Source organism: Gracilibacillus oryzae, assembly GCF_009498735.1.
Taxonomy (GTDB): domain Bacteria; phylum Bacillota; class Bacilli; order Bacillales; family Amphibacillaceae; genus Gracilibacillus; species Gracilibacillus oryzae.
Genome location: NZ_ML762428.1, coordinates 207495 through 233448, shown reverse-complemented (window position 1 = coordinate 233448; position 25954 = coordinate 207495). Strand labels below are relative to the sequence as shown.

The following is a 25954-nucleotide window of genomic DNA, read 5'->3' as shown; positions in this document are numbered from 1 at the left end:
ACAAGTTCTGCACACATATAAAAGAAAGGCTGAGGGGCTATGAATATAACAGATTTATTAAAACAAGATATTATGATTTTAGATCTTGAAGCAGCTTCTAAAGATGATGTCATTAAAGAAATGGCACAGAAATTAGCTGATGCAGGAAGATTAAACGATAAAGAAGCATTTCAACAGGCAATTTGGGATCGAGAGAATCAAAGCAGTACAGGTATTGGTGAGAGTGTAGCTATTCCCCACGCAAAAACAAGTGCTGTTAAAATTCCATCGATTGCATTTGCTCGCTCTAAGCAAGGGGTGGATTATGAATCACTGGATGCACAACCTGCACACTTATTCTTTATGATCGCAGCAAGTGAAGGTGCAAATAATGATCACCTGCAAACATTATCGAGATTATCCACATTACTGATTGACGAAGATTTCCGTAAGCAATTACTTGATGCCACATCAGAGAGTGAAATCTTAACAATCATTGATGAAAAAGAGAGAGAAAAGCTAGGAAAAGAAGAAGAGGCAGTAGCAGAAGCAAGTGCACAGACATCCGGCCCGGAAGTTCTAGCTGTAACTGGTTGTCCAACCGGAATTGCGCACACTTATATGGCTGCAGATTCCTTAAAAGATACAGCAAAACAGCTGGGAGTATCGATTAAAGTAGAAACAAACGGTTCAGATGGTGTAAAGAACCGTTTAACAGATGAAGAAATTGCGAATGCAACAGCGATCATTATCACTGCAGATACGAAAGTGGAAATGGAGCGTTTTGCAGGCAAGAAAGTATTACGAAGAGGTGTAACAGACGGAATCCGTAAACCGAAAGAGCTGATTGAATCAGCTGTAAAAGGTGACGCTCCTGTTTATGAAGGAGACGGCAGTGGTTCAGCTGCAAGCTCTGGCGGCGGTGCACGTTCCGGTTTTTATAAACACTTGATGAATGGTGTTTCCAACATGCTTCCATTTGTTGTTGGTGGCGGGGTATTAATTGCGATCTCGTTCTTCTTCGGTATTCATTCTGCAGAGCCGGATCATGCGTCATATAACGAATTTGCCGCAGCATTAAAAGCGATCGGTGGCGATTATGCGTTTGGATTAATGGTGGCTGTTCTTGCCGGATTTATCGGGATGAGTATTGCTGATCGTCCAGGTTTTGCACCAGCAATGATTGGTGGTTTCATGGCATCAATGGGTGGAGCAGGTTTCCTTGGTGGCTTAATTGCCGGTTTCTTAGGCGGTTATGTTGTCGTCCTTGTGAAAAAGTTATTATCAGGTATGCCAAAAGCATTTGATGGTATTAAAACGATTTTATTTTATCCAGTAATCAGTGTATTTGTAACAGGATTGTTAATGTATTATGTGATTATCGAACCAATTGCCGCTATTATGACTGGTTTAGAAAACTGGCTTGGCGGTTTCACTGGCACAAATGCCTTATTGTTAGGTCTTATCCTTGGTGGTATGATGGCAATCGATATGGGTGGTCCAATTAATAAAACTGCCTTTACATTTGGTATTGCCATGATTGAAGCAGGAAACTTTGGCCCACACGCTGCTGTAATGGCAGGTGGTATGGTGCCGCCATTAGCATTAGCTATCGCAACAACTTTCTTCCGCAATAAATTTACCAGGGAAGAACAAGATGCAGGAAAAACAAACTATGCCTTAGGTTTATTCTTTATTACCGAAGGAGCGATACCGTTTGCTGCAGCAGACCCAGGAAGAGTTATTCCATCAATGACAGTAGGTTCAGCAATTGCCGGTGGACTGGCTTTACTATTTAACATCGGTTTGCCAGCACCTCATGGAGGGATATTCGTCATACCAACAGTTGAAGGAAGCTGGTTTATGTATCTGCTAGCTATTCTGATTGGTGCGATTGTCTCAGCATTGATGATCGGTTTCTGGAAAAAGCCAATTGACAAAAAATAATAAATCAAAAAAAGCTACCTTGTGTTGAAAGCAAGGTAGCTTTTTCTTATTCTGTTTCTGTTTGATCACGTGAAAGTGATAGGTTTGTCAGATTTGGCTGGAAAAATGTTGTGATACCAATAGTTGCGATTAAATTAGAAGTTGGACTGCTTTGTGCATATTCAACCTGGTTTATTTCTACAATGCGTTCCAATTGGGTTAATTGTTGCAGAAATCGATTTGCATTATCATAACTATCTGCAGCCAAGCTGATCACATATTGGCTTTCTGCTATTTCGGCAGCCGTGTTGTCTTCTAATTGCTCTGCTTGATTTGTTGTAATGGAAACAATGGATGTGCTTGTTTCCTGTTCAATTGTTTCCAGCTGTTGGATCAGATTGCTTATATCCTTGTGCAATGGAAGCTGTGCCTGTAACTGCTCTGCCTGATCTATTTCTGCATTTAACTGCTGTTTCTGCTCTTCCACTGTCTGGATTAAACGATTTTGCTGATCTATCTCTGCCTGCAGCTGGTCCAGTGTCTGTTGCGTTGGATAAATCCAGCGGTAGTAACTCAGAGCAGCCAGAGAAATAATGATTAGTAAACTTGCAATTAATATCAATGTTTTCCTGTGAGACCATTTTAGTGTCATCTTGTATCAGCTTCTTCCAATAAGTAATCTTTTAAGGTTTGAAATGAAAATGTAGCAACATAACCATTATTGAGCTTCTCTAACTGCAGTAATTGCAAATTGTCGACAAATCGTTCCTGATTAAGGTTATTGCTGAACTGTGCAGCCTGCTCCATTGTTGTTCCTTGTAATATTACCGTCACTCCATCTGTAATGGAGAATTGGTAATTAGCGATATACGTGCCTTCAGGTGTATTTGACTGGATATTGTCAAGTAAATACAGAGAAGGAAAAATAGAAGCATCTAACTGCTCAATCTGATTTTCCAATGTTTGAATTTGCTGTTTTGTTACAATAAACTGATCAAGTTCTGCTATAACCGCATCGTTTGTCAGTTTCTTTTGTTCTAACTGTTCAAACCTCTTATCCATACTTGACTGGTAGAGGAGTAGAGTTATCAAACCCGCTGCAATTAAGAGTAACGAAATAGCAATAATTAAATAGGGTGACATATCCACTTTTTTCTTCTCGGCAAAGTTAATCTCAATCATGATGAAATCCCCTTAATATAGTAAAATAAGTGCATTTTCAGAATGTTAATTTCTAAGAGTTAAACCATATACATCAGCATATTGAAAAGGGATGGAATGACCTGATGTAAGCAGATGTACAGAAAGATTTAACCGATTTACCAATACGTCATATATCAGTTTTTGGTTTGGATTATCCCCTGATAGTATCACTTCTGTAACTTGAGCTTCATCATTCATAACAGAATAGCGGTAAAAATCCATAAATCGGTCGATAGTCAACAATTGATCTTCGATGACGTCCAGTATCTGTTCATTTGACATTTCATTCTCTTCCTGCTGCATAGCAGTCTGAAGATGAATGTGACGGTTAAATACAGGAATATCCTGATAGAATACCGTTAATACTAAGCTCGATTTTCCCCATTGGATCATTAATTGATGCTGTTCTGGGTTCGCAAGTCCCAGCTCATGAACGACACGGTACATTGATAAAAAGGAAACATCAGCAATCGTTATTTTTAACTCAGCTTGTTCCAGTATGTCGATGTACGGCTGTAATTTCTCTTTTGGATAGGCAAAAAGGATAATCCGTTGCTGCTCTCCTTCTTCTTCCAATGATTCAAAATCAATGATAGGATCCTGGAAGGGAAGACGGATATTTCCTTTTAATTCTAATAAGATATACTTTTTTATCTCTTCATCGTTTAATTGTTTTGGAACCTTTTCTTCCCGAAGTGTTACAAAGGTATCTGGGACACAAACAGCAACAGGTCTCTTTTTCCATTTCTTTTCCTGTACCAGATTTTTAAGTAGTGTTGCCAGTTTGTCTGGTTCCATAATCACTCCATCATCAATAATCCCTGACTCTAGTGCAATCTCACCGGAATCGAAAGTGTTGGCACCAGATTTTACAATATATCTGATTGATTTTTGCTGAAAGATTAGATTAATGCGTTCTTTCTTAAATAAGCTCATTTAGACCATCCTTAGAAAAATGAAGTAATATACCAATTAATGATATCATGACCATAGAAGTAAGTAATTAATGCCCCTGCACATATATATGGGCCGAACGGGACTGAACTCTTTCGATTTATTTTCTTTAAAGCGATTAATAGAATGGAAACAACTGTCCCAAGCAATGTTGATAATAGAAAAGTAAGCAATATACCCTGAAAGCCGAGAACTATACCCAATAAGGCGAACAGCTTCATATCCCCACCGCCCATTCCACCTTTACTTATTACGATAATGAGAGTAATGAGAGCAAAGCCGATAAAAGCTCCTAATATGGAAGACCACCAAGGATCTAATGGGAGAAATATGCGTAAGATGATAAAAATCGGAAGGAAAAAGAGTAGTATTTTATTAGGTAAAAGCATATAGCGTAAATCTGTCACAATCAATATGACAGCTAAAGATGACAAGGCCAGTGCAACGATTAGCTCTAAATTAAATCCATAAAGGGAATAACTGATTGTAAAAAGAACACCAGTCAGCAGTTCCATCGTTGGATAGATCTTAGATATTTTAGTCTGACAGCCTCTGCATTTGCCTGATTGAATAATATATGAAAGAACAGGAACTAACTCATACCAATGCAGTGTTTTCTGACAAACAGGACACACTGAGCGCTCTGACTCGAATAATTTGTTCTCTGGTACCCGAATCCCTACAACATTATAAAAAGAGCCGAATACAATACCGAAGATAAAAAAGATAATTTGATAATATAATTCCATTTTTCGCTCCTAATATATAGAGATCCCGGGTGTGGAAGGGATCTCGTTTGGGTGTTATTTTGATTAATATAGATTAACTGAATATATTAACTTTCCGGTGTTCCGGAACCAGTCGATTCTTCAAATGAGAATGTTCCGTCACTGTGCTTATAAATGGTATCTCCTGTATTGCTTTCAGAGAGCTGATCCTCATCACCTGATCGTTGCTCTAAATAACCCTTGCTAACTAAGTCCCACTCTGTCATTGAAGTACCAGTGAATTCTCCATTAACCTCAGCTAATCTTGCTGCATCTAGCACTAATTCATCTTCTGCTTCATCAGAATCAGTTTCAGCCTTATCAATAATTCCTCCAATCGCCGGTACAGCAATTGCAACGATAATACCTAAAATCACGATAACTGCAAGAAGCTCAACTAGTGTAAAACCTTTTTCATTGCGAAACATTTTCTTTAATTTTTGAGTCATTTCTATTCCTCCTTTTTAATTTTTTCCATAAAAAAGACTCACATCAATAAAATATCTTATGGTGTAAGTCGGTTGCACTACTAGCTCTGATTTATCCAAGTGCCCACATACAGATAAACCTTCATCGCTCCTATACAGTTCATAAATATAATCCTATTATACTATAATTTAGGTGGTTGTCTATAACTTTACGTAAAATTTACAGGTACTAAATAACTATATAACTAATAGAATTATTAATGACTTTCTTAACCTTCTAAAAACTTTCAAACAAACTGAACATAGGAATTACAATGGACAGAACAATAGCACCAACTACGAGAGACAGGAAGACAATCATGACAGGCTCGATCAATGCTTTTAATTTATCGGAGGCTTCTTCTATTTCTTGTTCATAGAATTCAGAAACCTTCTTCAGCATCGCATCGATAGACCCTGTTCTTTCACCGACTACAATCATTTGGGTAATTAATTTTGGAAAGACCCAGTGTTCACTCATCGGTTTGGCTAAGGATTCACCGCTCTCTAATGCTTCCCTGCTGTCCCGCAATACATGTTTAACGACACGGTTTTGAATTACCCGTTCTGTGATGGCGACAGCCTGGAGGATGGGAACAGAACTGTTTAGTAATGAACTTAACGTCTGTGTCATCCGGGCTAATATTGATTTCTGGATGAATTTACCGAAGATAGGGATTTTTAATTTTCCCACATCTATTAAATAGGCAGTCCTTGGATTTCTTTCTAACAATTTAATAACAAGAAAGACGAAAAGCATCAGTAAAATTAAAACCCACCAGTATTGTTGCGCAAAAGAACTAATATTTAAAATCATGGCGGTGTATGGCGGAATTTCCTGATTAAATGACAGAAACATATCGGTAAAAATCGGGACAATCACTGCTAATAGGAAAATCGTAATAAAAACAGAAATCAACCCAATGACGGCAGGGTATGTTAATGCTGTAATGATTTTCTGCTTTAACTGGTATTGCTTTTCATAATAGGTTGCCATCCTGTCGATAATTTCATCTAAATTACCACTAACCTCACCGGCGTTGATCATACTTATCAATAATTCAGGGAAGAAACGCGGGAATTCTGCTAATGCTTCGGATAAGGGTATCCCTTCTTCCAGGGAAACTTTAATCTCTTTTAAAGCTTTCTTTAATGGTTTGCTGTCTGTTTGTTCTTCTAATATAGCTACTGCTTCAACTAAAGTTATTCCTGCATCAATTAATGTAGCGAATTGCCTTAAAAAAATAACGAAATCTTTATTTTTAATCGGGTTACCAATATAAATATCCTTATATAAAACAGTATTTAATTCATGAATATCAAAAACGATAAGACCCATTGCTTTTAATTGTTTAATCGCATCAGACTCTGTTTCCCCATTTATTTTGCCTTTTTTCATTTTTCCATCTGCTGTTTTTGCCTGATAAGCGTAATAAGCCATTTATGGCTCACCTCCTTGTCCCGTTTAAGACTAAGTTACATGGAGTGTAATTCGTTTAAATAAGGGGCTGCTTGTTTGTTTGTAATATACCCTTGATTTACCAGTCTCTTTACATCCATTGTCATTGTGTGCATCCCAAGTTCACGGGAAGTTTGCATTGTGTTCGGGATCTGATGCATTTTCTCTGAGCGAATCAGGTTTCTGATCGCTGGTGTATTAATTAATATTTCTGTAGCAGCTACTCTACCAGCTCCTGCAGCAAGAGGGAAGAGGCGTTGGGATACAATTGATTCCAGAACATTTGCCAATTGAATCCGAATCTGATCTTTCTGATGGGCTGGAAACACATCAATAATCCGATCCATTGTAGAAGCAGCACTTGTTGTATGCAATGTTCCTAATACAAGGTGCCCTGTTTCTGCTGCTGTAATGGCAGTGGAAATCGTTTCTAAATCACGCATCTCCCCAACAAGAATAACGTCCGGATCCTGGCGCAAACATGCACGCAATCCGTTTTGGAAATTCCGGGTATCAAAGCCGACTTCACGTTGATCAATAATACATTGCTGATGCTGGTGAAGGTATTCAATAGGATCTTCCAGAGTGATAATGTGTCGTTTCATCGTCTGGTTCATATAATCAATCAAGGCAGCTAATGTTGTACTCTTCCCGCTGCCAGTCGGTCCAGTCACTAATACAAGTCCTTGATGCAATTTGGCGATATCTTTCATCACTTTCGGCAAATCTAACTCATCTAAAGATGGGATGGAAGTTGGAATTGTCCGAATTGCCAAGGAAATACAATTTCGTTGATAAAAAAGGTTCATTCGAAATCTTGAAACACCTTTAATACCATAAGATAAATCGACTTCTCTGTCTTCTGATAATTTTTCCCATAACATATCAGAGAGGATATATTTAGCCATCTCTTCCGTATCTTCAGGGAGAAGTTTTTCTTTGCCAAAAGGCTCCAATCGACCATCAATCCGGAAGATAGGCGGGGAGCCGACTGTTAAATGGATATCAGATGCCTTCAAGTGAAAAGCCTTGCTTAATAACTCTTCGATATGCAACATTTTCTCACCTACTTAATCTTCTGTTGTGGCAACACGCAGCACTTCTTCGATCGTTGTGACTCCTTTGGCAACTTTATGAAGTCCGTCTTCTAATAAAAAGTGCATTCCGTTTTGCTTTAGATATGATTTGATTTCACTCAAGTCTTTATTGTTCATCATCATTTTTTTAATAGTCTCATTAATAATCAGTAATTCATGAATGGCAATTCTGCCGCGGTAACCAGTGAAACGGCAATGATTACACCCGGCACCTTCAGATAAATGTTCCACATTCATCTGGTGTTTTTCAAAGATTCCCTTTTCCAATTCTGTTATCGGACGTGTTTGTTTACAATCCGGACAAATCTTTTTGACCAGGCGCTGAGCCATTACTGCATTTAAGGAAGAAACAACAAGGTATGGTTCCACTTCCATATCGAAGAGACGCGGGATTGCTGCTAACGCACTGTTGGTATGTAAGGTACTGAATACCAAGTGTCCGGTAAGAGCGGCACGAATGGCGATTTCCGCTGTTTCACGGTCTCTGATTTCCCCAACCATGATAATATTAGGGTCCTGGCGCAGAACGGATCGAAGTCCTGTTGCAAAATTGAGTCCGACAGTATTGTTGACCTGCACCTGATTAATGCCTTCCAGCTGGTATTCAACCGGGTCTTCAATCGTAATAATATTCACATCTTCTGTATTCAACTCATTTATCGATCCGTATAATGTCGTTGATTTACCTGAACCAGTAGGACCTGTTAATAAAATAAGCCCGGAAGGTTTTCTGATAGCTTGTTCATAACTGCCAAGTGTATCTTCGGAAAAATCAAGCTCTTTCAATGTTTTAAAGATATTAGTCAGGTCTAAAATACGAATTACAACTTTCTCACCAAAGGTTGTCGGTAATGTCGCGATCCGCAAATCTACTGGTTTGGCATCAATAAGAATCCGGATTCTGCCATCCTGTGGCAGCCGAGTTTCGGTAATATTCAAATTAGATAATATTTTCACACGAGCGACTAATGCATTCATCAGACTTTTTGGGACCGTTTTTTCTGTGCGCAGAACTCCATCAACCCGGTAACGGACAGAAATCTTCGTTTCATATGGGTCGATATGAATATCACTTGCTTTTAAAGTTACTCCAGTTTGCAGGATTTGATCTAATATCCGGATTGCTGGAGCTTCCTCATCATCTGCTGGATTATCTTCATAATCACCCATATCATAGTATTTATGAATGGTCTGCAAAATATCGTCCTTTGTTGCAATCACTGGTTTTATCGTAAAACCGGTAGACAGCTCTAAGTAATCGATAGAATAGTAATCTAGTGGATCGTTCATCGCAATTGTCAGGATATTCTCCTGGCGCTGGATGGGGATCAGTTTATTGTCACGGGCAAAATCCTTCTGAACAAGGTCCATTAACTGGATGTCGATTGGAAAACTGTAAAGGGACACACTGGAAATGCCAAGATGGACTTCAAGGACTTCCAGTAATTGTTTTTCGGTTATAAATCCTTGCTCAACTAGGGCATCACCTAGTTTTTGCTTTTGCTTCTTCTCTTTTAGTGCACTCATAATTTCTTCTTCTGTAATTAACCCGTCTTCTTTTAAAAGATCGCCAAGTTTCCGTTTATTTCTGAATGCCATTTTTTAACCTCGTTTCATTCAATTACTGAATTTAATTACTAGATGTTTCTACAATTGGTTGTTTTGTAATTAACTCACCTGTATTCCCGCCAGAACCGAATGGGAAAGTCTCCATATCAATTGGTTTAAATTTGGCCTTTACGCCTCCTTCCCCATAAAGGGAGTTAGCGATAAGTGATCCTGTTATCTCTGTACCTTGTAATAGTTTTACGTCTGCATGTGGTGCGATAAGAAAGGTTTCAGCATATGTACCACCATCAAACACAACGGAGTCACCGCCTGTCACTATATTACCGTGAACGCCACTGCCTTGGGTTAAATTAATGTTGGCATCTTTTGCAAATACAGAGCCGAAAATTTTCTGTCCTCCGCCAAAGTGTAAATTCAGATCATCTTTTGCAAGGTACATATTTACTTGCTTTGAATTTCCATTTATATTAACAGAACTACTAGATCCTAATTCAAATCTATTTTTAACATAGAAGTTTACTGTCCCAGAACCAATTATCTTAATATGCCCATTCTTAAGTAAGAAGTTATCAACAACAATATCAACATCTTTATCATTTGTATTAATAGTTAATGTGAGGTCTTCATCCATATTAAAATTATGAAAATATAAATTTTCTTTCACATCTAAAACATAGTCTTCCGCTTGCCATTTGTTCACATTTAAGTTGCCCTGATCAATAACTTTAAACGGGTTATACTGATCTCCGATAATTTTATCAGGAGGAATTGGATAGGATGGAAAGCTAGGAAATGAATTTATTAAGTCATCATAACTTTGCCATGGTACAGAATAATCTTTTGCCTTAATATCAGGAGGAGTAAACTCATCTGGAGGCGGGCCTTGAAAGGCGCCATCCACCGCATCTCCTGGAACAAATACACTCCCATTAGAAACGGCAGTTCCTCCATCCATATTAACCGAACCTGGATTGGAAGAGTCAATATAAACATTTCCTTCCAAATTTGCGCCACCATGAAGTTCAAGTTGATTCCTCACAATTGCAACTGTGGTCTCCGGTAATTCAACACTATTGCCAGACTGCCACTCTACTTGAATTTCACGTGTAACTGAACGAGTTCTATTCCCAATCGTCCCTTTAGAGGTAATTTGGTATGTTCGCGGATTATCACCCATTAGGTGTTTAACAGTAATATGAGCACTGGGGCTTTCACCAAAGCTAGTTTCGAAATTTTCATAAGTAATTTGGTCAATATTGTGAATTTTTTCGCTAAGTGCGGCAAAAAATTCAGTCATCTCACTTGCAGATTGGGCTTTCTCATCTATGAGTGCTTTTATCTCAGCATATGCCTGGTTCGCTCCGCCTTCTGCTATATAAAAAACAGCCTGATGTTCTCGGTCTACTGTCGTTAACTTTAGATTAGAGAAGGCAGTAGCAGCTAATGCCAAACCAAGCATCGATAAAACCGTTAATGTTAACATAACCATTATTAAGCTAGCTCCAGTTTCATTGTTCCATTTGGGCATTCCTTTACCTACTCTCTTAAATAGATTGTTGTTGTAATAGATTGAGTATTTCCATTGTTATCTTCTGTACTAGTCACAGAAATATCAACCTCTGTACCAGTTTTTTTAATTGAAAATTCGGAGATTTGTGAACTGATGGTTTGGCCATTTTTATTAAGATGAGTAGAAGATAATGAGTATAGGTCTTCATCAATCTTTAGTGTATTATCTTCCACTTTTATTAAGTCAGCACTTGTTGATCGTAATTCAGAAGTTATTAGGGCTATTACCGTCCGTACTTCATTATAGTTGCTTATCTCAGCTGTCTGATCTCTGTACTGCTTCTGACCGAATAAATGAACAGAGCTGATTAAAGCAATAATGACAGACATAAGTGCCAATGCGGCTAATAATTCTACAAGTGTAATTCCTTTTTCACTTTTAAACATGGAAGCCACCCTCTAATTTTCCCATAAATATTTTGATTCCATTTGTGCCTCTAATTTATTAGACGAATTGTAAACCTGGACTAGGATTTCTTTCAATCCATTGGCTTGCAATGAAGATTCATTGTTAGTTGCTATAGTAATCTTTATCTGGAAATCTCCACTAGTATTTTTAATAACGTACTTTCCATTCATTTTTGATCTTTCGCCACTTATTCGATCAATCGCCTCAGAAAAAGATAACTCTGCACTCATATGATATATCTCTTCCATTTGAGTTTGTGCAAGATAGGTTGCGTCCGTAATATCATTTGAGGCACTGGTGGATTTTGCTGAGTTGATAAAAAAGGTGGTGAACGTAACGACAATAATGGAAAGGATTAGAATAGAAGCCAGAATTTCTGCCAGTGTCAATCCTCTCTCATTGTTTAGCAAGGACATTTTATATTTATTTAGTAAACTAATTATCATCTATTATCAGCCTTTTTTATTATATTATAGACTAAATATATAACAAAATAAGGATATTGTATACAAAAATAATAGGTATTTATGACTTATTGTAAGACATGATTCGACTATTTTCGAAGACTTCTATAGGAAATACTTCACGTTTCTTTCAGTTGGAATTAGAAGAGAGGTAAAGAGGTATTCTTTTGCATAGGGGAGAGAGTGGGTATAATTGCTAGTGAGAAATTATATATACATTTAAGGAGGCAGACAAATGACAAAGCAATTAATCCTGGCATCATCTTCACCAAGGAGACAGGAGATTCTCAAGCAAGTGAAGATTCCTTTTACAATAAAAATTCCCGATGTAGACGAATCGCAAATTGTAACTGATGATCCATATGAGAAAGTGGAACAATTAGCAAAGATCAAAGGGAGCTATATCCCGATAGAGAATGATAATAACATCATTATATCGGCAGATACGGTAGTGGCATTTCAAAATAAAATTTTTGAAAAACCAAAGGATAAAGAAGAGGCAAGAGCGATGATTAGAGACTTGAGTGGAGATGTACACAGTGTATATACAGGAGTCATGATTCGAAGCCAAGAGAAGGAATTTGTGTTTGTGGAGAGGACAGAGGTAGAATTCTGGCCACTGTCAGCTGCCGAAATAGATTCCTATATAGCTACTGAAGAGCCATACGATAAAGCAGGAGCTTATGGAATCCAGAGTGTTGGAGCAATGTTTGTAAAACGGATTGTCGGTGATTACTATAATGTGGTTGGTTTGCCGATTTCGAGGGTGTTAAGAGAGCTGAAAGGATTTTGATTTATATCTGTAATTAACAATAAGTTAACAAAAAATTTTCAGAAAATTTACAAAACAGAGGTATAATTGACCTAGTAAGATAAAAAGAGGAGGCAATTATACTATGAATTTTAAGAAGAAATTTGTCACAGGAATTGCAGCAGCATCCATATTTTTCACAGCTACTGTTCCTTTTAATGTGTTGGCAGAAAAGCCGCCATTATTCCAGTACAATGGGGAAGAGGAATTAAGAGTATCCCAGATCGCTCAATATGACAGCGGTTTAGGAGAAGGCGGCACGGAAATTATGGCTTATGACGAGTCTACAAGAACGGCTTTTGTAACAAATGGTACAGCAAAAGGCTTTGATATAATCTCAATCAATAATTTAGATTCTGGTGAATTTAAAGAAATCCCATCATCGAAAAGGGTTTTGCTTTCTTCATTTGGAATTGAAGGAATTGATGATATTACAAGTATTGCTGTAAACCCGGTAATGGATGTTGTCGCAATTACAGCAGTGAGTGATCCGAAGACAGATCCTGGTTATGTTGTATTTACGAATAAAAACGGGGAGTACATCACACACGTACAGGTTGGTGCATTACCCGATATGGTGACATTTACACCAGATGGAACAAAAGCAATTGTCGCAAATGAAGGGGAACCAAGTGATGATTACTCTGTTGACCCGGAAGGATCTATCTCCATCATTAATGTTGGTTTAAGTGTCAATACATTAACATTTACGGAAGATCAATTGGATGAAAAAGTGCGTGCAGGCTCAAAAGGAACAATTCTGCAGCAGCTGGAACCAGAGTATGTTACTGTTTCAGATGACAGTACAACTGCGTATGTGACGCTTCAGGAAAACAATGCAATTGCTACAGTAGATTTAATAAATGAAGAGATAATTGATGTAAAAGGTCTTGGAGCCAAAGACCATTCGGCTCCGGGGAATGAACTTGATGCAATCGACAATGAAGAAGCTGACATTAAAAAGCAGCCACTGCTTGGTTTTTATTTGCCTGATGCCATTGATACATTTGAGTATAATGGGAAAACATATATCCTCACACCAAATGAAGGAGATTCCCGTGATTATGAGGCATATTCGGAAGAGGGCAGTGTTGAGGATATCGCTGATCAAATTAAATTAAATGCCGATCACTATCAAGGTTATACGCAAAGTGAGCTTGATGAAGCTGTCGAAAATGGTTTATTAGAAGATTTAGCAGGTACTGATATTACATTAGAGCAAGGCAAAAATGCAGATGGGGTTTACGAAGCATTGTATTCATTTGGTGGACGCAGTTTCTCAATCTTTGATGCAGACACAATGGAGCTTGTATATGATAGCGGAAGTGAGTTTGAAGAAATTATTTTAGAAGCAATGCCGCAACACTTTAATACGAATAATGATGAGCTGAAATTTGATGGCCGCAGTGATGGCAAAGGACCTGAACCGGAAACAGTTATTAGCGGTGAAATTGATGGAACAACATATGCTTTTGTTGCTTTAGAGCGTTTCAGCGGGATTATGATCTATGATTTATCAATTCCAGCAGCACCTGAATTTGTTTCACTGATTTCCAGCCGTGACTTCAGTGAAGATGTAAAAGGGGATGTATCTCCTGAAGGGCTGCAGTTTATCCCTGCAGAAGTTAGTCCGACTGGTAATCCTTTATTAGCAGCAACCCATGAGATTTCAGGAACTATCGCTGTTTATGAAATCAATGGAAAGATGCCGGCAGCTGAGACGAAAACATTTGATGACATTCAAGGTCACTGGGCACAACAATCGATTGAATCATTGGCAACAAAAGGGATTGTATCTGGTTACTCAGCAGACAAATTTGCACCAGAAAAAAGCATCTCTCGAGCAGAAATTGCTGGATTGATTGATCGTGCACTTCAATTAGACACTAGTACAGAGAATTCCGGAGAATTTAAAGATGTAGAAGGGTCTGCTTGGTATAAAGAAAGTGTGAAAGATGTTGCAGGTGCCGATATTTTAGTAGGGTATGGTGATAATACGTTCCGTCCCGAAGAAGAAATGACACGTGAAGAAATCATTGCAGTTATGATCCGTGCTTATGAATATGCAAAAGGTACTGATATTGAAGCAGATGCAGAAGAAATGCTGGCTGATTTTGTTGACGCTGACGAAATCTCCGAATGGGCGAAACAAGAAGTAGCTGAAGCAATAGCAGCACACCTTGTATACGGTGTAACTGAAAATGAAATACAGCCAGGGAAAGATGTTACAAGAGCAGAAGCGGCGGCAATGATTCAGAGATTGTTGCAATAAGAAGAGGGAGCACCTATGAGAAAGTAACAGGTTTAGAACAGTGTAAAGCATACAAAAACGCTCAGAATGTTTTTCTGAGCGTTTTTAGACTGTAAGTAAATGGATTATTTGAGGATGCTCCACAATTTTGAAAATATATCTTCATTCATTTTAAAATATGCTCCCATAAATCCATAATAGATATATCCGTCTTTGAGAAGGGTAAGTTTCACTGTAGTGCCGTCATTCAAGTTTATACTTAATTCCCTGAATTGCTCGTCATTTCGTGAATTACTTATTGGGTCTGAATTTTGAATGCGAGGTAAGGGCTTCGTCTGGTTTAGTTCTTCAACAAAAACATTTAGTGTTTCCATGTCTGTAATAGGTTGATAGTCATCAATACTGTTATTCCAATCACTGAATGTTCTGTATTGTGCAGAGGATATATTTCCGTAGATATTTAATTTACCGAATATATCCTGACCAATATTTATTGTGATTCCATTCAGATTCTCATATAAATCGACAAAAATTTTGCCATCTTGTTCCGTGTAAGTCATTATTCTGAAGTCTTTATCGTACCCTTTCACAGTGTAAACATCTGCTTTTCCTATTGTAGATGCAAACTCTTTATTATAGGCTTCCTGTTCGCTCCATTCATCTATTATTGCCTTTGTTGTTCCGAGTTTTTCACCAATAATATCCTTTGCAGCTTGGGCATCTATTTCTGTCCTTGTCTGTGTGTAAATATTCTCATTATAAACAATTAAACCTATCATATCAGCAGACATATTATCCTCAGGTAATTGAATGGCGGGAATATGAACTCCGCCATCCCCCGTATCAACGGGTATATTTGAATTATTTGCTGTATTATTTAAATGGTTATTAAATAACGTAAACGTTACTATCGATACAAGTAATGCAGCAGCAATACCGATAAATGTTTTCTTATTATTCTTTATTTCTTTTTTTGCTTGAGAAACGCCCATCTTACTTCTTTCATTTAGTTCCTTTGGTAGTTCAATTTTGCTTATTTCTTGTTTAATCTTATTACTCATAAAAACCATCTCCTTTCCAATTATTACGGAGCTTATCTAAAGCTCGATATAATATTGTTTTTGCCGTACCTAAAGGAATATCAAGTGTTTCAGATACCTCTTTGAAAGTTAATTCCTCGTAAAATCTTAAAATAACTACACTTTTTTCTTCTTCATTTAGAATTTCCATCAAGTCACGAACAGTCACTTCTAAATCAGCATCTTCGTTTATATCCCCTGATAAATTTTCCTCTAGTTCTGGCTTTAACTGAACTGCTTTTCTCTGCTTTCGAAGTAAATCTAACGAACAGTTCACCGCAATTCTTATTAACCATGTTTTAAAATATCGTGGTTTTTTTAAATTTTTGATTGTTTTGAATGAACGATACGCTGTTTCCTGCACCACATCTAATGCATCATTTTGATTTTTTACATAGATAAAAGCCATTCTATAAATATCTTGTTCGTATTTCTGAAATAAAGTTAAAAACGCTTTATCATTACCTTTTTGAGCTTTCCTTACTAAATTTATCAATCAAAAGCCACCTCCTTAAGTACCTCTTGTTTATTAGACGTTCAATTTACTGATTTGGCTTTGCGTTTTTTAAATTAGCCTTACATATAAAAAAATAAGTTCGCTATTACTGGTTACATAAGAAAAACATAGCCTCATAAGTAAAGTAAGTACAAATCCATGGTGAATATATCCCATAAAACTGGAAGACTATTTATCTGTTGGAAATCAACCATAAATGTTGGTAATACTCCTTATAACAGGAAATTAAATGTAAAACCAATTATTCTCTTTTCTTCGACAATTTTAATGCTATACTGTAAAAGTGGTTAATAGTTTTCTAATTTCAGAGAGAAGAATATATACATAAATATGGGACTTATTTCATTTTTGCTTCTTCTAAAAGGATATAGAACACTAGATAACTTTATAAAATACACCAGGGGGGTCCTTAGTTATGGGTCAATCATCAAAGAAAAGTAAAAAGTTTATTACATCAACAATTACAGCTGCTGTTGTAGCATCAGCTGTTGCACCAATTTCTGCTTTTGCAGCAACAGAATTTACAGACGTACATGCAGATAATTTCTATTATGACTATGTAACAGCATTGTCAGAAGCAGGGATTATTTCAGGAAATCCAGATGGATCATTTGATCTTTATGGACAAATAGAACGTTCAGAAGCAGCAATCATGATTGCTAATATTATTAAATTAGATGTGGAAAATGCTCCATCTGCTAACTTTGCAGATGTGAAAGAAGATTTCTGGTATACAGATTCTATCAATGCTCTTTATGCAGCAGGCATTATCAATGGTAAAAGTGAAACAAGATTCGCACCAGATGCTACATTAACTCGTGCAGAGTTCGCGAAACTTGTAGTGGATGCTTATGAAATAGAAATAGATGCAGATGCAGAAGTACCATTTACTGACCTTGAAGAAGGTGCTTGGTATGAAAAATATGTAAAAACACTTTATGCTAACGGACTAATTGCTGGTACAACACTTACAACATTCTCACCAGAAGATCCAGTAAAACGTGCAGACTTTGCAAAATTACTAACAGATACAGACTGGAAACTTGGAACTACTTTAGAAAAGCCATTTGCTATTGAAAGTGTTAATGCACTTGAAGATATCACAGTTACTGAAGGTGAAGAAGTTGTTCTTCCAGAAAACGTTGGCGTATCATATGATAATGATACAGAAGGTGAAGTAGCAGTATCTTGGAATACGGAAGATGTTGACTTCACTGTACCTGGAACTTATGAAGTAACAGGAACTATTGAAGGAACTGATCTTACAGCAGCGGTAACAGTTACTGTAGAGGCAGTGACTCCAGAAGTAGTGGAAGTAAGTGCGATTAACGCTAAACAAGTTGAAGTTAAGTTTAATAAAGCTGTTGATGTTGATTCTATTATTGAAGATACAGAAACAGGCGAATTAGTTGATGGTGTAGTAACAATTGATGCTGTTGGTGATGCAGTTGATTTCACTTCACTTACTGGTGAGTTAAGTGAAGATGGCAAAACTCTTACATTAACAGCGGCTGATACATTTGATGGTCGTTATTCAGTAACTCTTGTTGATGCAGAAGATACTGAAGGAAACGAAGTTGCTGATTATGCAGGATTCTTCACAGCAGATGATGTGGTACGTCCTGCAGTAACTGATGTGACTTACACAAGTACAAACACTGCAAAAATCTCATTCTCAGAACCTGTTGCTGATATCGGTAGCGTTACTTTGAATGGTGTTGAAGCAAATGTTACTGAGACTGGATTTGACTTTATTCTAGTTGATCTTAATGACCTTGATTTTGAAGAGGCAGGAACATTGACTATTGTTGGGCTTGAAGACTTTGCTGGCAACTTAATCACACCTAACCCAGTGAATGTAGATGTTAAACGTCCAGCAGAAGATACTGTTGATCCAGAAGTAGAAAGCTTAAGCGTTATTTCCGACTCTCGTGTAAAAGTAGTTTTCTCTGAAGAATTAGGAGATGCAGCATTTAAAATTAACGATGTAGCAGTTAATACTGATGACATCGAGGTAGATGAAGATACAGTCACTTACTACCTAAATGTAGATCTTAAGGATGGGGTTAACAAGTTTGAAGTTACTTCATTTGAAGATATCGCAGGTAATACAGGAGAAGCAGTAACTCGTCAGTATGTAGTGGCTGTTGATGATGTTGCACCTGAACTTGAAGGTTCAAGTGTATTAGTTAACGAAGATGGTGAAGAGTACCTTCAACTTTCATTCTCTGAAGCTGTTAAATTAGGTAATGAAGCAGCATCTCAAACATTCTCTGGTACATTAGAAGCATACTATGTAACAGATGATGCGGCTAGCTTTGATGCCGTACCTGTAGTAGATGAAGATGATAATTCTAAAGTGAATATTCCTCTACAAGATGCAGCTGAAGGAACTTGGACAATTGAACTAGAAGATGGATTTGTAAAAGATCTTTCTCAAGCAGCTAACGCTTTCGAAGCAAATGAAGTTACATTTGATCGTGGAGAAGATGAAGTTGCAGTAGACCCTGCTGAACTTACAGTAGAAAAAGAAGTGACGGATAATGTTGTAACATTAACATTTGATGGAAAACTATCTGGCTCAACTGCTGTTAATAAAGCAAACTACCAAGTAGAAGGTGCCACAGTTAAATCGGCTGTATTAACTTCAAACGAGGATAATGAGGCAGTTGTAGAACTTACTTTCGAAGAAGGATCTATTAAAGCTTCAGGAACATATGAACTTGTGATTGATGGTGTGAAAGCTGAAGATGGTACTTTAGTTGAGGCTAATCCAATTGATCTTGATCTTAATGAAAATATTTCTCCAGAGTTAACATCTGCAACTCTTGTATCTGGAAATGAAATTGAACTAACTTTCAGTGAAGCAGTCGCGAATGTAAGTGAAACGGATATTGAACTTTTACTAGATGGAGAAGCATTTGAGGGTACTTATACAGTAACATCCGAAGCGGGTGATGGAACTGGTACAACATTTGCACTTACTCTAGATACTGATGAAGTAACTGAAGGAGACCAAGGTCTAAGCAGTGAACAAATCGGCCAAACTTTAATTCTTGAGCTTACTGATGCAGTTGATGTGACAGATGAAAATGGAAATGCATTAACTTTATTTGATAGCCAAACAGTTTCTAAAAACATTCAATAATTCTTTTTAGATACTACTGCATTTGCTAACGTTACAGTTAGAGTAAACAATAAATCACACTTTAAGCCTATCACTCTATGGTGATAGGCTTTTTTTATTTTAAGAAGCAATGACATTGGATAATCAATCAGCGAAACGGGTAAACATTGTCAGCTGAAAACTAGTAATTTATCAAGGAGGATATACTAGATAAGTCAAATATCAGAAACCTCATAAATTAATGGATTTTATTTATACATTCTACTGGATTTAGCTACTCCCCCAACTTAATCTCAATCCCCTCCCCAACCTCCAAAACAAGGTTATCTCGTTCCTTAACTGGAGCAAACACCATTACATATTCTGTTCCGTTGGCTTGTTTTATTTCTCCTTTACTAAAGTTAGGAGCTACTTTCTCACCATTAACAGACAGAAATACACCAGGCTTATTATAATCAACTCCATAACCATTTTCTTTATCAATTACTCTTGCATTTAAAAATTGATGTTCCAATTTACTGAAGATCTCATATATCTCTCCACTTTCATCAGTATAATAATGGATATCCGAGCCGGTAAAAATAATTCTAGTCTCTAAAGGAGAGAACTCCACTTGTTTAATATGATAGCTTTCTCCTTGAAGAGTAAATTGTTTATCAACATCCAATACTGATCTGTCAGAGGCAGCCGTCTTCTCTAATGTGAAATCTAATGGCCAGGTTGCTTCTACATTTTCAGTACTTTGGTCATTATAGACCGTAATATCATGAATTTCTAAACGAATATTTTGACCGATATATTCTTTAATAGGTGCGAAGGATAATGCTGTAACTACCTTATTTTTATCAGCTTGATAATACCTGCTTCCCCAGCCCACATTATCAAGGGGAATTGTCTGGCCATTTTCCGTTTGTAATTGAATCGTAGTGGAACCTTCGAATAAATCTAAATAATAATTTTCTAGATTTGTCTCTTCACTTAGGAAGGTAAGGAGAAGTTTCGTTTCCTTGTCATCTGTCATGATATTTTGAAAATGTACCGATATATCGTTTTCTTCATCATAGAAGGTTTGATCGATGGTTTGCCCGATCCCTGATTCAAGTGCTATTTTTACACCAGGATCATCGATGTGATCACTAGTGAATATCTGATCATATAATGCTTGCAGTTGTGCTATAACAGGTGTGAAACTTATCATTATAAAAGCAACTGCTAATGCTGCTAGAGAAACTGAAAGCTTTTTGGTTAACTGTTTTCTTTTATCCTGCTGTGAATGGACGATATGATGGAAAACTTGATCCGCTTTCATGGATTTGTTTAATTTCGCTTCTAATCTGTCCCAGTCATTAGGGATTTGTTTTTCGATAGCACTGTTCAAATGGTTTCGAATCTCCTTTTTATTCACCTTCACTCAACCTCCTCTAACGAATTTTTTAACTTATTTAGTGCTTTCCGATATTTCCATAGTACCGTTCCTAAAGGCATTTCTAACAATTTGGCGATTTCACGATGCTTCATGCCAGAAATATCTTTCAAAAAAACAATTTGTCGCTCATCCATTTCTAAGGTATTGAGGGATTTCGTAAGAACCATTCTTTCAACTGGACTATCTGTACAATAATTCGCTCTATCAAAATAGCTCTCTTCGAAACCAGTAATCTCATGTTTTCTTTTCCGGTAAACATCCAGTGCTGTATTTCTGCTAACGCGAATAAGCCATGCTTTCAGGTTGGAAACTTCCTTTTCTTTCAGCAATTGATACAGCTTAATGAAAACTTCCTGCATGATATCTTCTGATAACTCTACGTCTTTTAAAATGGAAAGAGCAATAACAAATACGTGTTTTTTGTTATCTTCATATATATCCTTAAATATCTCTAACTCTCCTTTTTCCGCTTTAGTAAGCATTAACTGAGAAATGGAAGATTGAGTCAAGGCAAATCCCTCCTTTGTATATATATAGACGATTCACACTCGATTTTTATTGGTGAAGTATAAAAGTATTTTCAAGTAAATTAAAAAAGCTGGACCTAGAAGGATAAAACCTTCTTGCCAGCCTCTTTTAATAATTCTTTATAAAATGGATCTTCCCCGATTGTTATTACCCTGTCGCATAATTCTTTGATTTCGTCCATATCGTGTGAAGTGTAGATAATAATCCTGTTATTTTCTGTTGCTTGTTTCCTTAAATATGCCCCAATTTCTTTACGAGATTTAAGATCGATCCCGACAGTGGGCTCATCAAGTAACAGCACAGCAGGATCGTGAATCAGGCTTATCGCAAGATTGAGTTTTCGCTTCATCCCGCCAGATAAGTTTTTCACAGGTTCGTTCCAGCGATCTAAACTCATATCAAGGCAAATTTGCTTTAATTCCTGGACAGACTTCTTTTTCCAGGATAATTTCTCAAAAAACTTCATATTCTCTTCAACCGTAAGTTGTTCCCATATGGCAATATCCTGTGGGACAAAGCCAATATGTTTGCGAATGGTTTTTTTATCTTTCTGGTAGTGCCATTCATTCAAATAAATGTTTCCTGCTGTCGGCTTTAGTGTAGTTGCCAGAATGTTTAACAAGGTAGACTTGCCGGCACCATTTTCACCAACTAATCCAACAATTTCCCCTTTATTTACTTCAAAAGTCAGCTTATCGATTATTTTTTTTCGCTGAAAGCTTTTGCTTATCGAATCGATTTTAAGCATATTTTCTCTCCTCTCGAACATACCAGATCCCCATACCAATGATACATATAATAAGCCATTCGATTGTCCATTCTCCTGATAAAAAGCGGGACACTGGATTGATTAGATGAATCCAGCTGCTGTTGATAGTAAGCGCGCCTAACGGTAATAACGCTCCACTTAAAATAACCAATGTAATGGTTAAAGTGATGGCTAAGATATAACTCAGATAAGCCTTTCTTACAATGGTAACAATCAGAAAGGCGAGAATACAGGTCATCATCCGATAAGAGAGCAATGTGAGAAGACTAACTTCTTCTTCATATAATAAATAGAAGCAGGCATATGTAATAAGATCCACCAATACTAGGAGAATAATATAAAATGCTAGATTGATAAGCATGTATACGGAAAATTTCACCTTTGTAAATGGAATGCGGATATTTACACTGGCGTTTTGCTCTTTGATCACCCAGTCAAACAGGAAAATGGTAAAAAGCATAGCGGCAAATGCCCATATCATCCATGGATTCCACTCAATTAGACCACTCTCGTCAGCAGGAGCCTCTCCCATGTAACGAAACTCATTATTTAATAAATCTTCTTCTGCCTGGATCTGACGGGATTTTGCAATAATTTCCTGTTCGGTCCAGTTACTTGTTCCATTAAGCTCCCTTTCCAGTGCTATCACCGTATTAGCTGCTTTTATTCTGCCAGTTTCTTGTTGAATAATAGAAACGATCATTTCCTTAACAGAATTATAGGCGAAGGACCTGTCAGAATAATAGCTTTCAAGCAGATCTCTCCTGTTTCCTTCCTGGATTTGTTCTTCATAGCCTTCCTTGATAACAAATGCACTGTCTAATTCGTGCTGCTGTACCTGTCTGATTGCCTCTCTTTCAGAAAGCAGAGAAACTGTCACAAATGAAGATTGCTCCATTGCTTCATACAATTCGTTAGTGGAAGGTGTTTCTTCTTCTAAAACAACTCCAACAGGGACACGAAAATCATCCTGAACGGTATGAACAGTTGAAAGAAACAGGATCGTAATCAATAAAGGTGCCAAGAGCCAAATGATTAAACTAACAGCATTTTTCTTTAATAACAGAAAGCGTGCAGCTATTATATCCCTCATCACCGAACACGCTCCTTCCATAGTGAAACGGCAACCAACAGTGTACATCCAACAAGTGCTGTTATGATTAATGGCTGCAATTCTGCATAAAATCGACCGTTCAAAACAATTTGTTCAACCCAGTAAAATGCCTGGTGGGAAAAAATATAATCGAAATATTGATCCAGATAGGCAGGGAAGTATATTCTCGGAATAATGGCACCGCTAAAGAGAATAACGAATATGACATATGCTGTTTGAAGCAAAATTGTCACTTTTTGTGAACGAATCAGCCAATTGATTAAAGTTAAGCACTGAAGGAAGATTACACTGTGGAATAACAGTAATAGTCCAATTCGTCCATAATTATCTCCGGCAAGTTCGAATGCTGGAAGAAGCTGTCGCAAGCATATAAAAGAAAACAGCGCCAGCATTGCTGTTATCAATAGGGAAACAAACCCGTCAGAGACAGCCTGCTGCAAATCTGTTACCCCGTATAACTTCATTCTCTGCTTCAGATTTTTGCTGCTATCACGCTGCAAAATAATATAAAGTAAAAACAGCCAGATGGTAATAATAGCGAACAAGGCTGCTAAACTGAAATAAACGAGAGGAGAAGCAGTAGCATTATTAGTAAGTTTACTCTCATCCATTACCTGGTCGCTTCCTAAAACGTAGAAAAAGTAATCCGTAAATTGTTTGAACAAGAAATCATTTCTCGCTTCATTTTCCATATCTAACTGTTTGGCATACTCGTTTATTGCCAGGATATTTGCCTGTGAACCGCGGATATGTCTTGTAATTGTTTCAACTAATTCATTAATCAGCTGACTTTCGATTGGCTGATTGGGATTTCCTATTATCGATAATTGCGATCGCTCACCGTCCATTAACTTCTCAATAAAACGTTCCGGAAAAATAATATAAGCACTCAATTGATTTTCCTTTATCCCTACCTTGGCCTCGGTCTCTGATATTTTTTCCATTGTGACCATACTGCCAAGCTGGGATGATTCTTCTAACAATTCGATAATAATGTCTGTTTCTTCTGATTGGTCAAAATCGACAAGGCCGACTTGAATGGTATTGGTGTCACTATTGTCTATCACGGAAATAAACAAAAAAGCAATAAGACCAATCAAAATAATTGGAAACAGCAAAAGAAGAGGAAGTGTAAGCCACTTCCTCCCAAGCTGAATAATATTATTTTTTGTAAACAAGGCAATATGTTTCAATGACTTCATGTATAGCACCAACTTTATTTACAAAATTAATTAAAATCCAGGACCCATCATATTCATCATCCATCCCTGGAATTGACTCATCACGTCAGTTTCGAAGTACTGAATAATTTCTTCACCGCTCATATCACTTAAGTTCTTCACCTGGTCAGAGCTTGGAAGTTCCACTTTATCAATTGTTGAACCTGTTTCTTTCACGAACAGTGAGAATACATCTTGATTAAATGTTACCCCATCATCCAGGAAGAAGGTGTGATCAACTGTCATCTGATCTTTTTCATAATTAGCTTCACCTAACCAGTGAAGAGACATGCTTGTTGATCCATCATTCATTGAGAAAGTATGCTCAAAGTTCTTGCCACTATCTTCTGTTTTGCTTTGAGTTGACTCAAGAGTGACATCTAATTCGCCTGCAGTAAGAGTTATTGTATCTTTCGTTTCACCATCTTGATGAGAAAGATCTGCTGAGATATTTACAGTTTCTTCCGAAATACCATCATTAGCTGTAATAGCATAATCCATTTGTTGACTTGCGTCTGATACAGCGTTTGTTCCTTCAATTGTAAAACCAGATGTTAAGTCGCTCTCGTCACTGCCTGCTGCAATTGATAAGTGTCGTTTTACAATAATATCATCTTTCACCCAAATGGTAGAAGTAAATCCATCAGGGAATTTAACATTCTCGATTTCTTTTGCCGCTTCTTCTAATCCAGTCACATAATCTTCTTTAAATGTGGCGATTTCCTCTTCAACAACTGCCGGACTGACGAAATTTGTATAAGTAATTTGACTGACAATAATCTCTTTTAATTTTTCATCTTCCGCCATTTTGCTGAACAAGTTTTTAAGCAATGTTTGTATCTGTTCTTCAGAAAGGTGGAAAGTGATTTTCTCTGCACTTATATCACTGCCGCCAACAGAAACATTTTCTTTTCCTGATTCAAAAGCTTCTTCAGGACTTTCATTGTAAAGATATTCTACATATTCTTTTTCTAAGTATTCCACATCTTCTGTCATAAGAGAACTGTCTGCAAAGAATTGAGAAAAGTCAATTTTCTCTTCACCTGTAAATGTCGCAGGATCAATTTCATGTAAAATGCGTCCGAAGTCCTCACTGTTTAATTTAAGAATATTATCTAAAAATGGTAAGCCTACATATAATTCATTTTTATTAATATAGCCTTCAATTCCATCTAGGGTAATCCCGCTGAACCCTGCTGAAATGTTAGTGGAAGCAATTTGCTCTTGTTTATCCAATGCTGATTCAATT

The 25954-nt window shown here is 37.2% G+C and carries 23 protein-coding genes and 1 riboswitch; of the genes, 4 read left to right on the top strand and 19 right to left on the bottom strand.

The annotated features are described in order from the left end of the window. Positions 1–39 precede the first annotated feature (39 nt). The gene (locus F9U64_RS09200) at positions 40–1926 is read left to right on the top strand and encodes a PTS fructose transporter subunit IIABC (RefSeq protein ID WP_153402716.1); all 1887 of its coding nucleotides are present in this window, start codon (positions 40–42) and stop codon (positions 1924–1926) included. A 46-nt stretch (positions 1927–1972) separates the two neighbouring features. Here the strand turns inward: F9U64_RS09200 and pilO are convergent, their stop codons facing one another. From pilO to F9U64_RS09145, 11 genes are all read right to left on the bottom strand, one after another. After that, positions 1973–2557 (bottom strand): type 4a pilus biogenesis protein PilO, encoded by a 585-nt coding sequence (gene pilO, locus F9U64_RS09195; RefSeq protein ID WP_153402715.1) that lies wholly within the window; start codon positions 2555–2557, stop codon positions 1973–1975. Then, complete coding sequence (locus F9U64_RS09190; RefSeq protein ID WP_153402714.1) at positions 2554–3087, bottom strand: PilN domain-containing protein; 534 nt, start codon at positions 3085–3087, stop codon at positions 2554–2556. Before F9U64_RS09190 ends, pilO begins: the two co-directional genes overlap by 4 nt. Before the next feature lie 45 nt (positions 3088–3132). After that, the gene (pilM, locus tag F9U64_RS09185; protein ID WP_153402713.1) at positions 3133–4044 is read right to left on the bottom strand and encodes a type IV pilus biogenesis protein PilM; all 912 of its coding nucleotides are present in this window, start codon (positions 4042–4044) and stop codon (positions 3133–3135) included. Between the two features lie 11 nt (positions 4045–4055). After that, complete coding sequence (locus tag F9U64_RS09180) at positions 4056–4811, bottom strand: prepilin peptidase (protein ID WP_153402712.1); 756 nt, start codon at positions 4809–4811, stop codon at positions 4056–4058. Between the two features lie 86 nt (positions 4812–4897). After that, on the bottom strand, positions 4898–5278 hold the full coding sequence (locus F9U64_RS09175; RefSeq protein WP_153402711.1) for a competence type IV pilus major pilin ComGC: 381 nt from the start codon (positions 5276–5278) through the stop codon (positions 4898–4900). A gap of 57 nt (positions 5279–5335) precedes the next feature. Then, positions 5336–5418: riboswitch (cyclic di-GMP riboswitch) on the bottom strand. A 116-nt stretch (positions 5419–5534) separates the two neighbouring features. Continuing rightward, a complete protein-coding gene (locus F9U64_RS09170; RefSeq protein WP_153402710.1) occupies positions 5535–6737 on the bottom strand; it encodes a type II secretion system F family protein in 1203 nt (400 codons plus the stop codon). Positions 6738–6772: 35 nt separating this feature from the next. After that, on the bottom strand, positions 6773–7813 hold the full coding sequence (locus tag F9U64_RS09165; protein ID WP_153402709.1) for a type IV pilus twitching motility protein PilT: 1041 nt from the start codon (positions 7811–7813) through the stop codon (positions 6773–6775). A 12-nt stretch (positions 7814–7825) separates the two neighbouring features. Then, positions 7826–9451, bottom strand: a complete 1626-nt coding sequence (locus F9U64_RS09160; RefSeq protein ID WP_153402708.1) for a GspE/PulE family protein — start codon at positions 9449–9451, stop codon at positions 7826–7828. A 31-nt stretch (positions 9452–9482) separates the two neighbouring features. Beyond that, positions 9483–10949, bottom strand: coding sequence for a pilus assembly PilX N-terminal domain-containing protein (locus F9U64_RS09155; protein WP_153402707.1), 1467 nt, complete (start codon positions 10947–10949; stop codon positions 9483–9485). Positions 10950–10957: 8 nt separating this feature from the next. Continuing rightward, positions 10958–11377 (bottom strand): prepilin-type N-terminal cleavage/methylation domain-containing protein, encoded by a 420-nt coding sequence (locus F9U64_RS09150; RefSeq protein ID WP_153402706.1) that lies wholly within the window; start codon positions 11375–11377, stop codon positions 10958–10960. A 12-nt stretch (positions 11378–11389) separates the two neighbouring features. Further along, positions 11390–11845, bottom strand: coding sequence for a type IV pilus modification PilV family protein (locus F9U64_RS09145; protein ID WP_153402705.1), 456 nt, complete (start codon positions 11843–11845; stop codon positions 11390–11392). 253 nt (positions 11846–12098) lie between these two features. On the opposite strand from F9U64_RS09145, the gene F9U64_RS09140 reads away from it, so the two are divergent. Beyond that, positions 12099–12656, top strand: a complete 558-nt coding sequence (locus F9U64_RS09140; protein ID WP_153402704.1) for a Maf family protein — start codon at positions 12099–12101, stop codon at positions 12654–12656. A 103-nt stretch (positions 12657–12759) separates the two neighbouring features. Next, positions 12760–14946: a choice-of-anchor I family protein gene (locus F9U64_RS09135; protein ID WP_153402703.1), complete on the top strand. Its 2187-nt coding sequence runs from the start codon at positions 12760–12762 to the stop codon at positions 14944–14946. A 104-nt stretch (positions 14947–15050) separates the two neighbouring features. Here F9U64_RS09135 and F9U64_RS09130 read toward each other — a convergent pair whose 3' ends face one another. Beyond that, positions 15051–15986: a hypothetical protein gene (locus tag F9U64_RS09130; RefSeq protein ID WP_153402702.1), complete on the bottom strand. Its 936-nt coding sequence runs from the start codon at positions 15984–15986 to the stop codon at positions 15051–15053. Then, positions 15979–16500 (bottom strand): sigma-70 family RNA polymerase sigma factor, encoded by a 522-nt coding sequence (locus F9U64_RS09125; RefSeq protein WP_153402701.1) that lies wholly within the window; start codon positions 16498–16500, stop codon positions 15979–15981. The genes F9U64_RS09130 and F9U64_RS09125 overlap by 8 nt, the downstream gene beginning before the upstream one ends. A gap of 436 nt (positions 16501–16936) precedes the next feature. Here F9U64_RS09125 and F9U64_RS09120 point away from each other — a divergent pair, with 436 nt between their 5' ends. After that, positions 16937–19669 (top strand): S-layer homology domain-containing protein, encoded by a 2733-nt coding sequence (locus tag F9U64_RS09120; RefSeq protein ID WP_153402700.1) that lies wholly within the window; start codon positions 16937–16939, stop codon positions 19667–19669. Between the two features lie 253 nt (positions 19670–19922). On the opposite strand, the gene F9U64_RS09115 is transcribed toward F9U64_RS09120, so the two are convergent. The 6 genes from F9U64_RS09115 to F9U64_RS09090 form a co-directional block, all read right to left on the bottom strand. Continuing rightward, positions 19923–21053, bottom strand: coding sequence for a DUF4179 domain-containing protein (locus F9U64_RS09115; RefSeq protein ID WP_153402699.1), 1131 nt, complete (start codon positions 21051–21053; stop codon positions 19923–19925). 2 nt (positions 21054–21055) lie between these two features. Continuing rightward, positions 21056–21583 carry an RNA polymerase sigma factor gene (locus F9U64_RS09110; RefSeq protein ID WP_153402698.1) on the bottom strand — a complete coding sequence of 176 codons (528 nt, stop codon included), beginning with the start codon at positions 21581–21583 and terminating at the stop codon, positions 21056–21058. Positions 21584–21678: 95 nt separating this feature from the next. Next, a complete protein-coding gene (locus F9U64_RS09105) occupies positions 21679–22350 on the bottom strand; it encodes an ABC transporter ATP-binding protein (RefSeq protein ID WP_153402697.1) in 672 nt (223 codons plus the stop codon). Next, positions 22343–23464 (bottom strand): ABC transporter permease, encoded by a 1122-nt coding sequence (locus tag F9U64_RS09100; protein WP_228275646.1) that lies wholly within the window; start codon positions 23462–23464, stop codon positions 22343–22345. Before F9U64_RS09100 ends, F9U64_RS09105 begins: the two co-directional genes overlap by 8 nt. After that, entirely contained in the window at positions 23464–24687 is a 1224-nt protein-coding gene (locus F9U64_RS09095; protein WP_153402695.1) for an ABC transporter permease, read from the bottom strand. The genes F9U64_RS09100 and F9U64_RS09095 overlap by 1 nt, the downstream gene beginning before the upstream one ends. A gap of 30 nt (positions 24688–24717) precedes the next feature. Beyond that, the coding region (locus F9U64_RS09090; RefSeq protein WP_194287318.1) for a DUF6583 family protein at positions 24718–25954 on the bottom strand (1237 nt) is incomplete at its 5' end.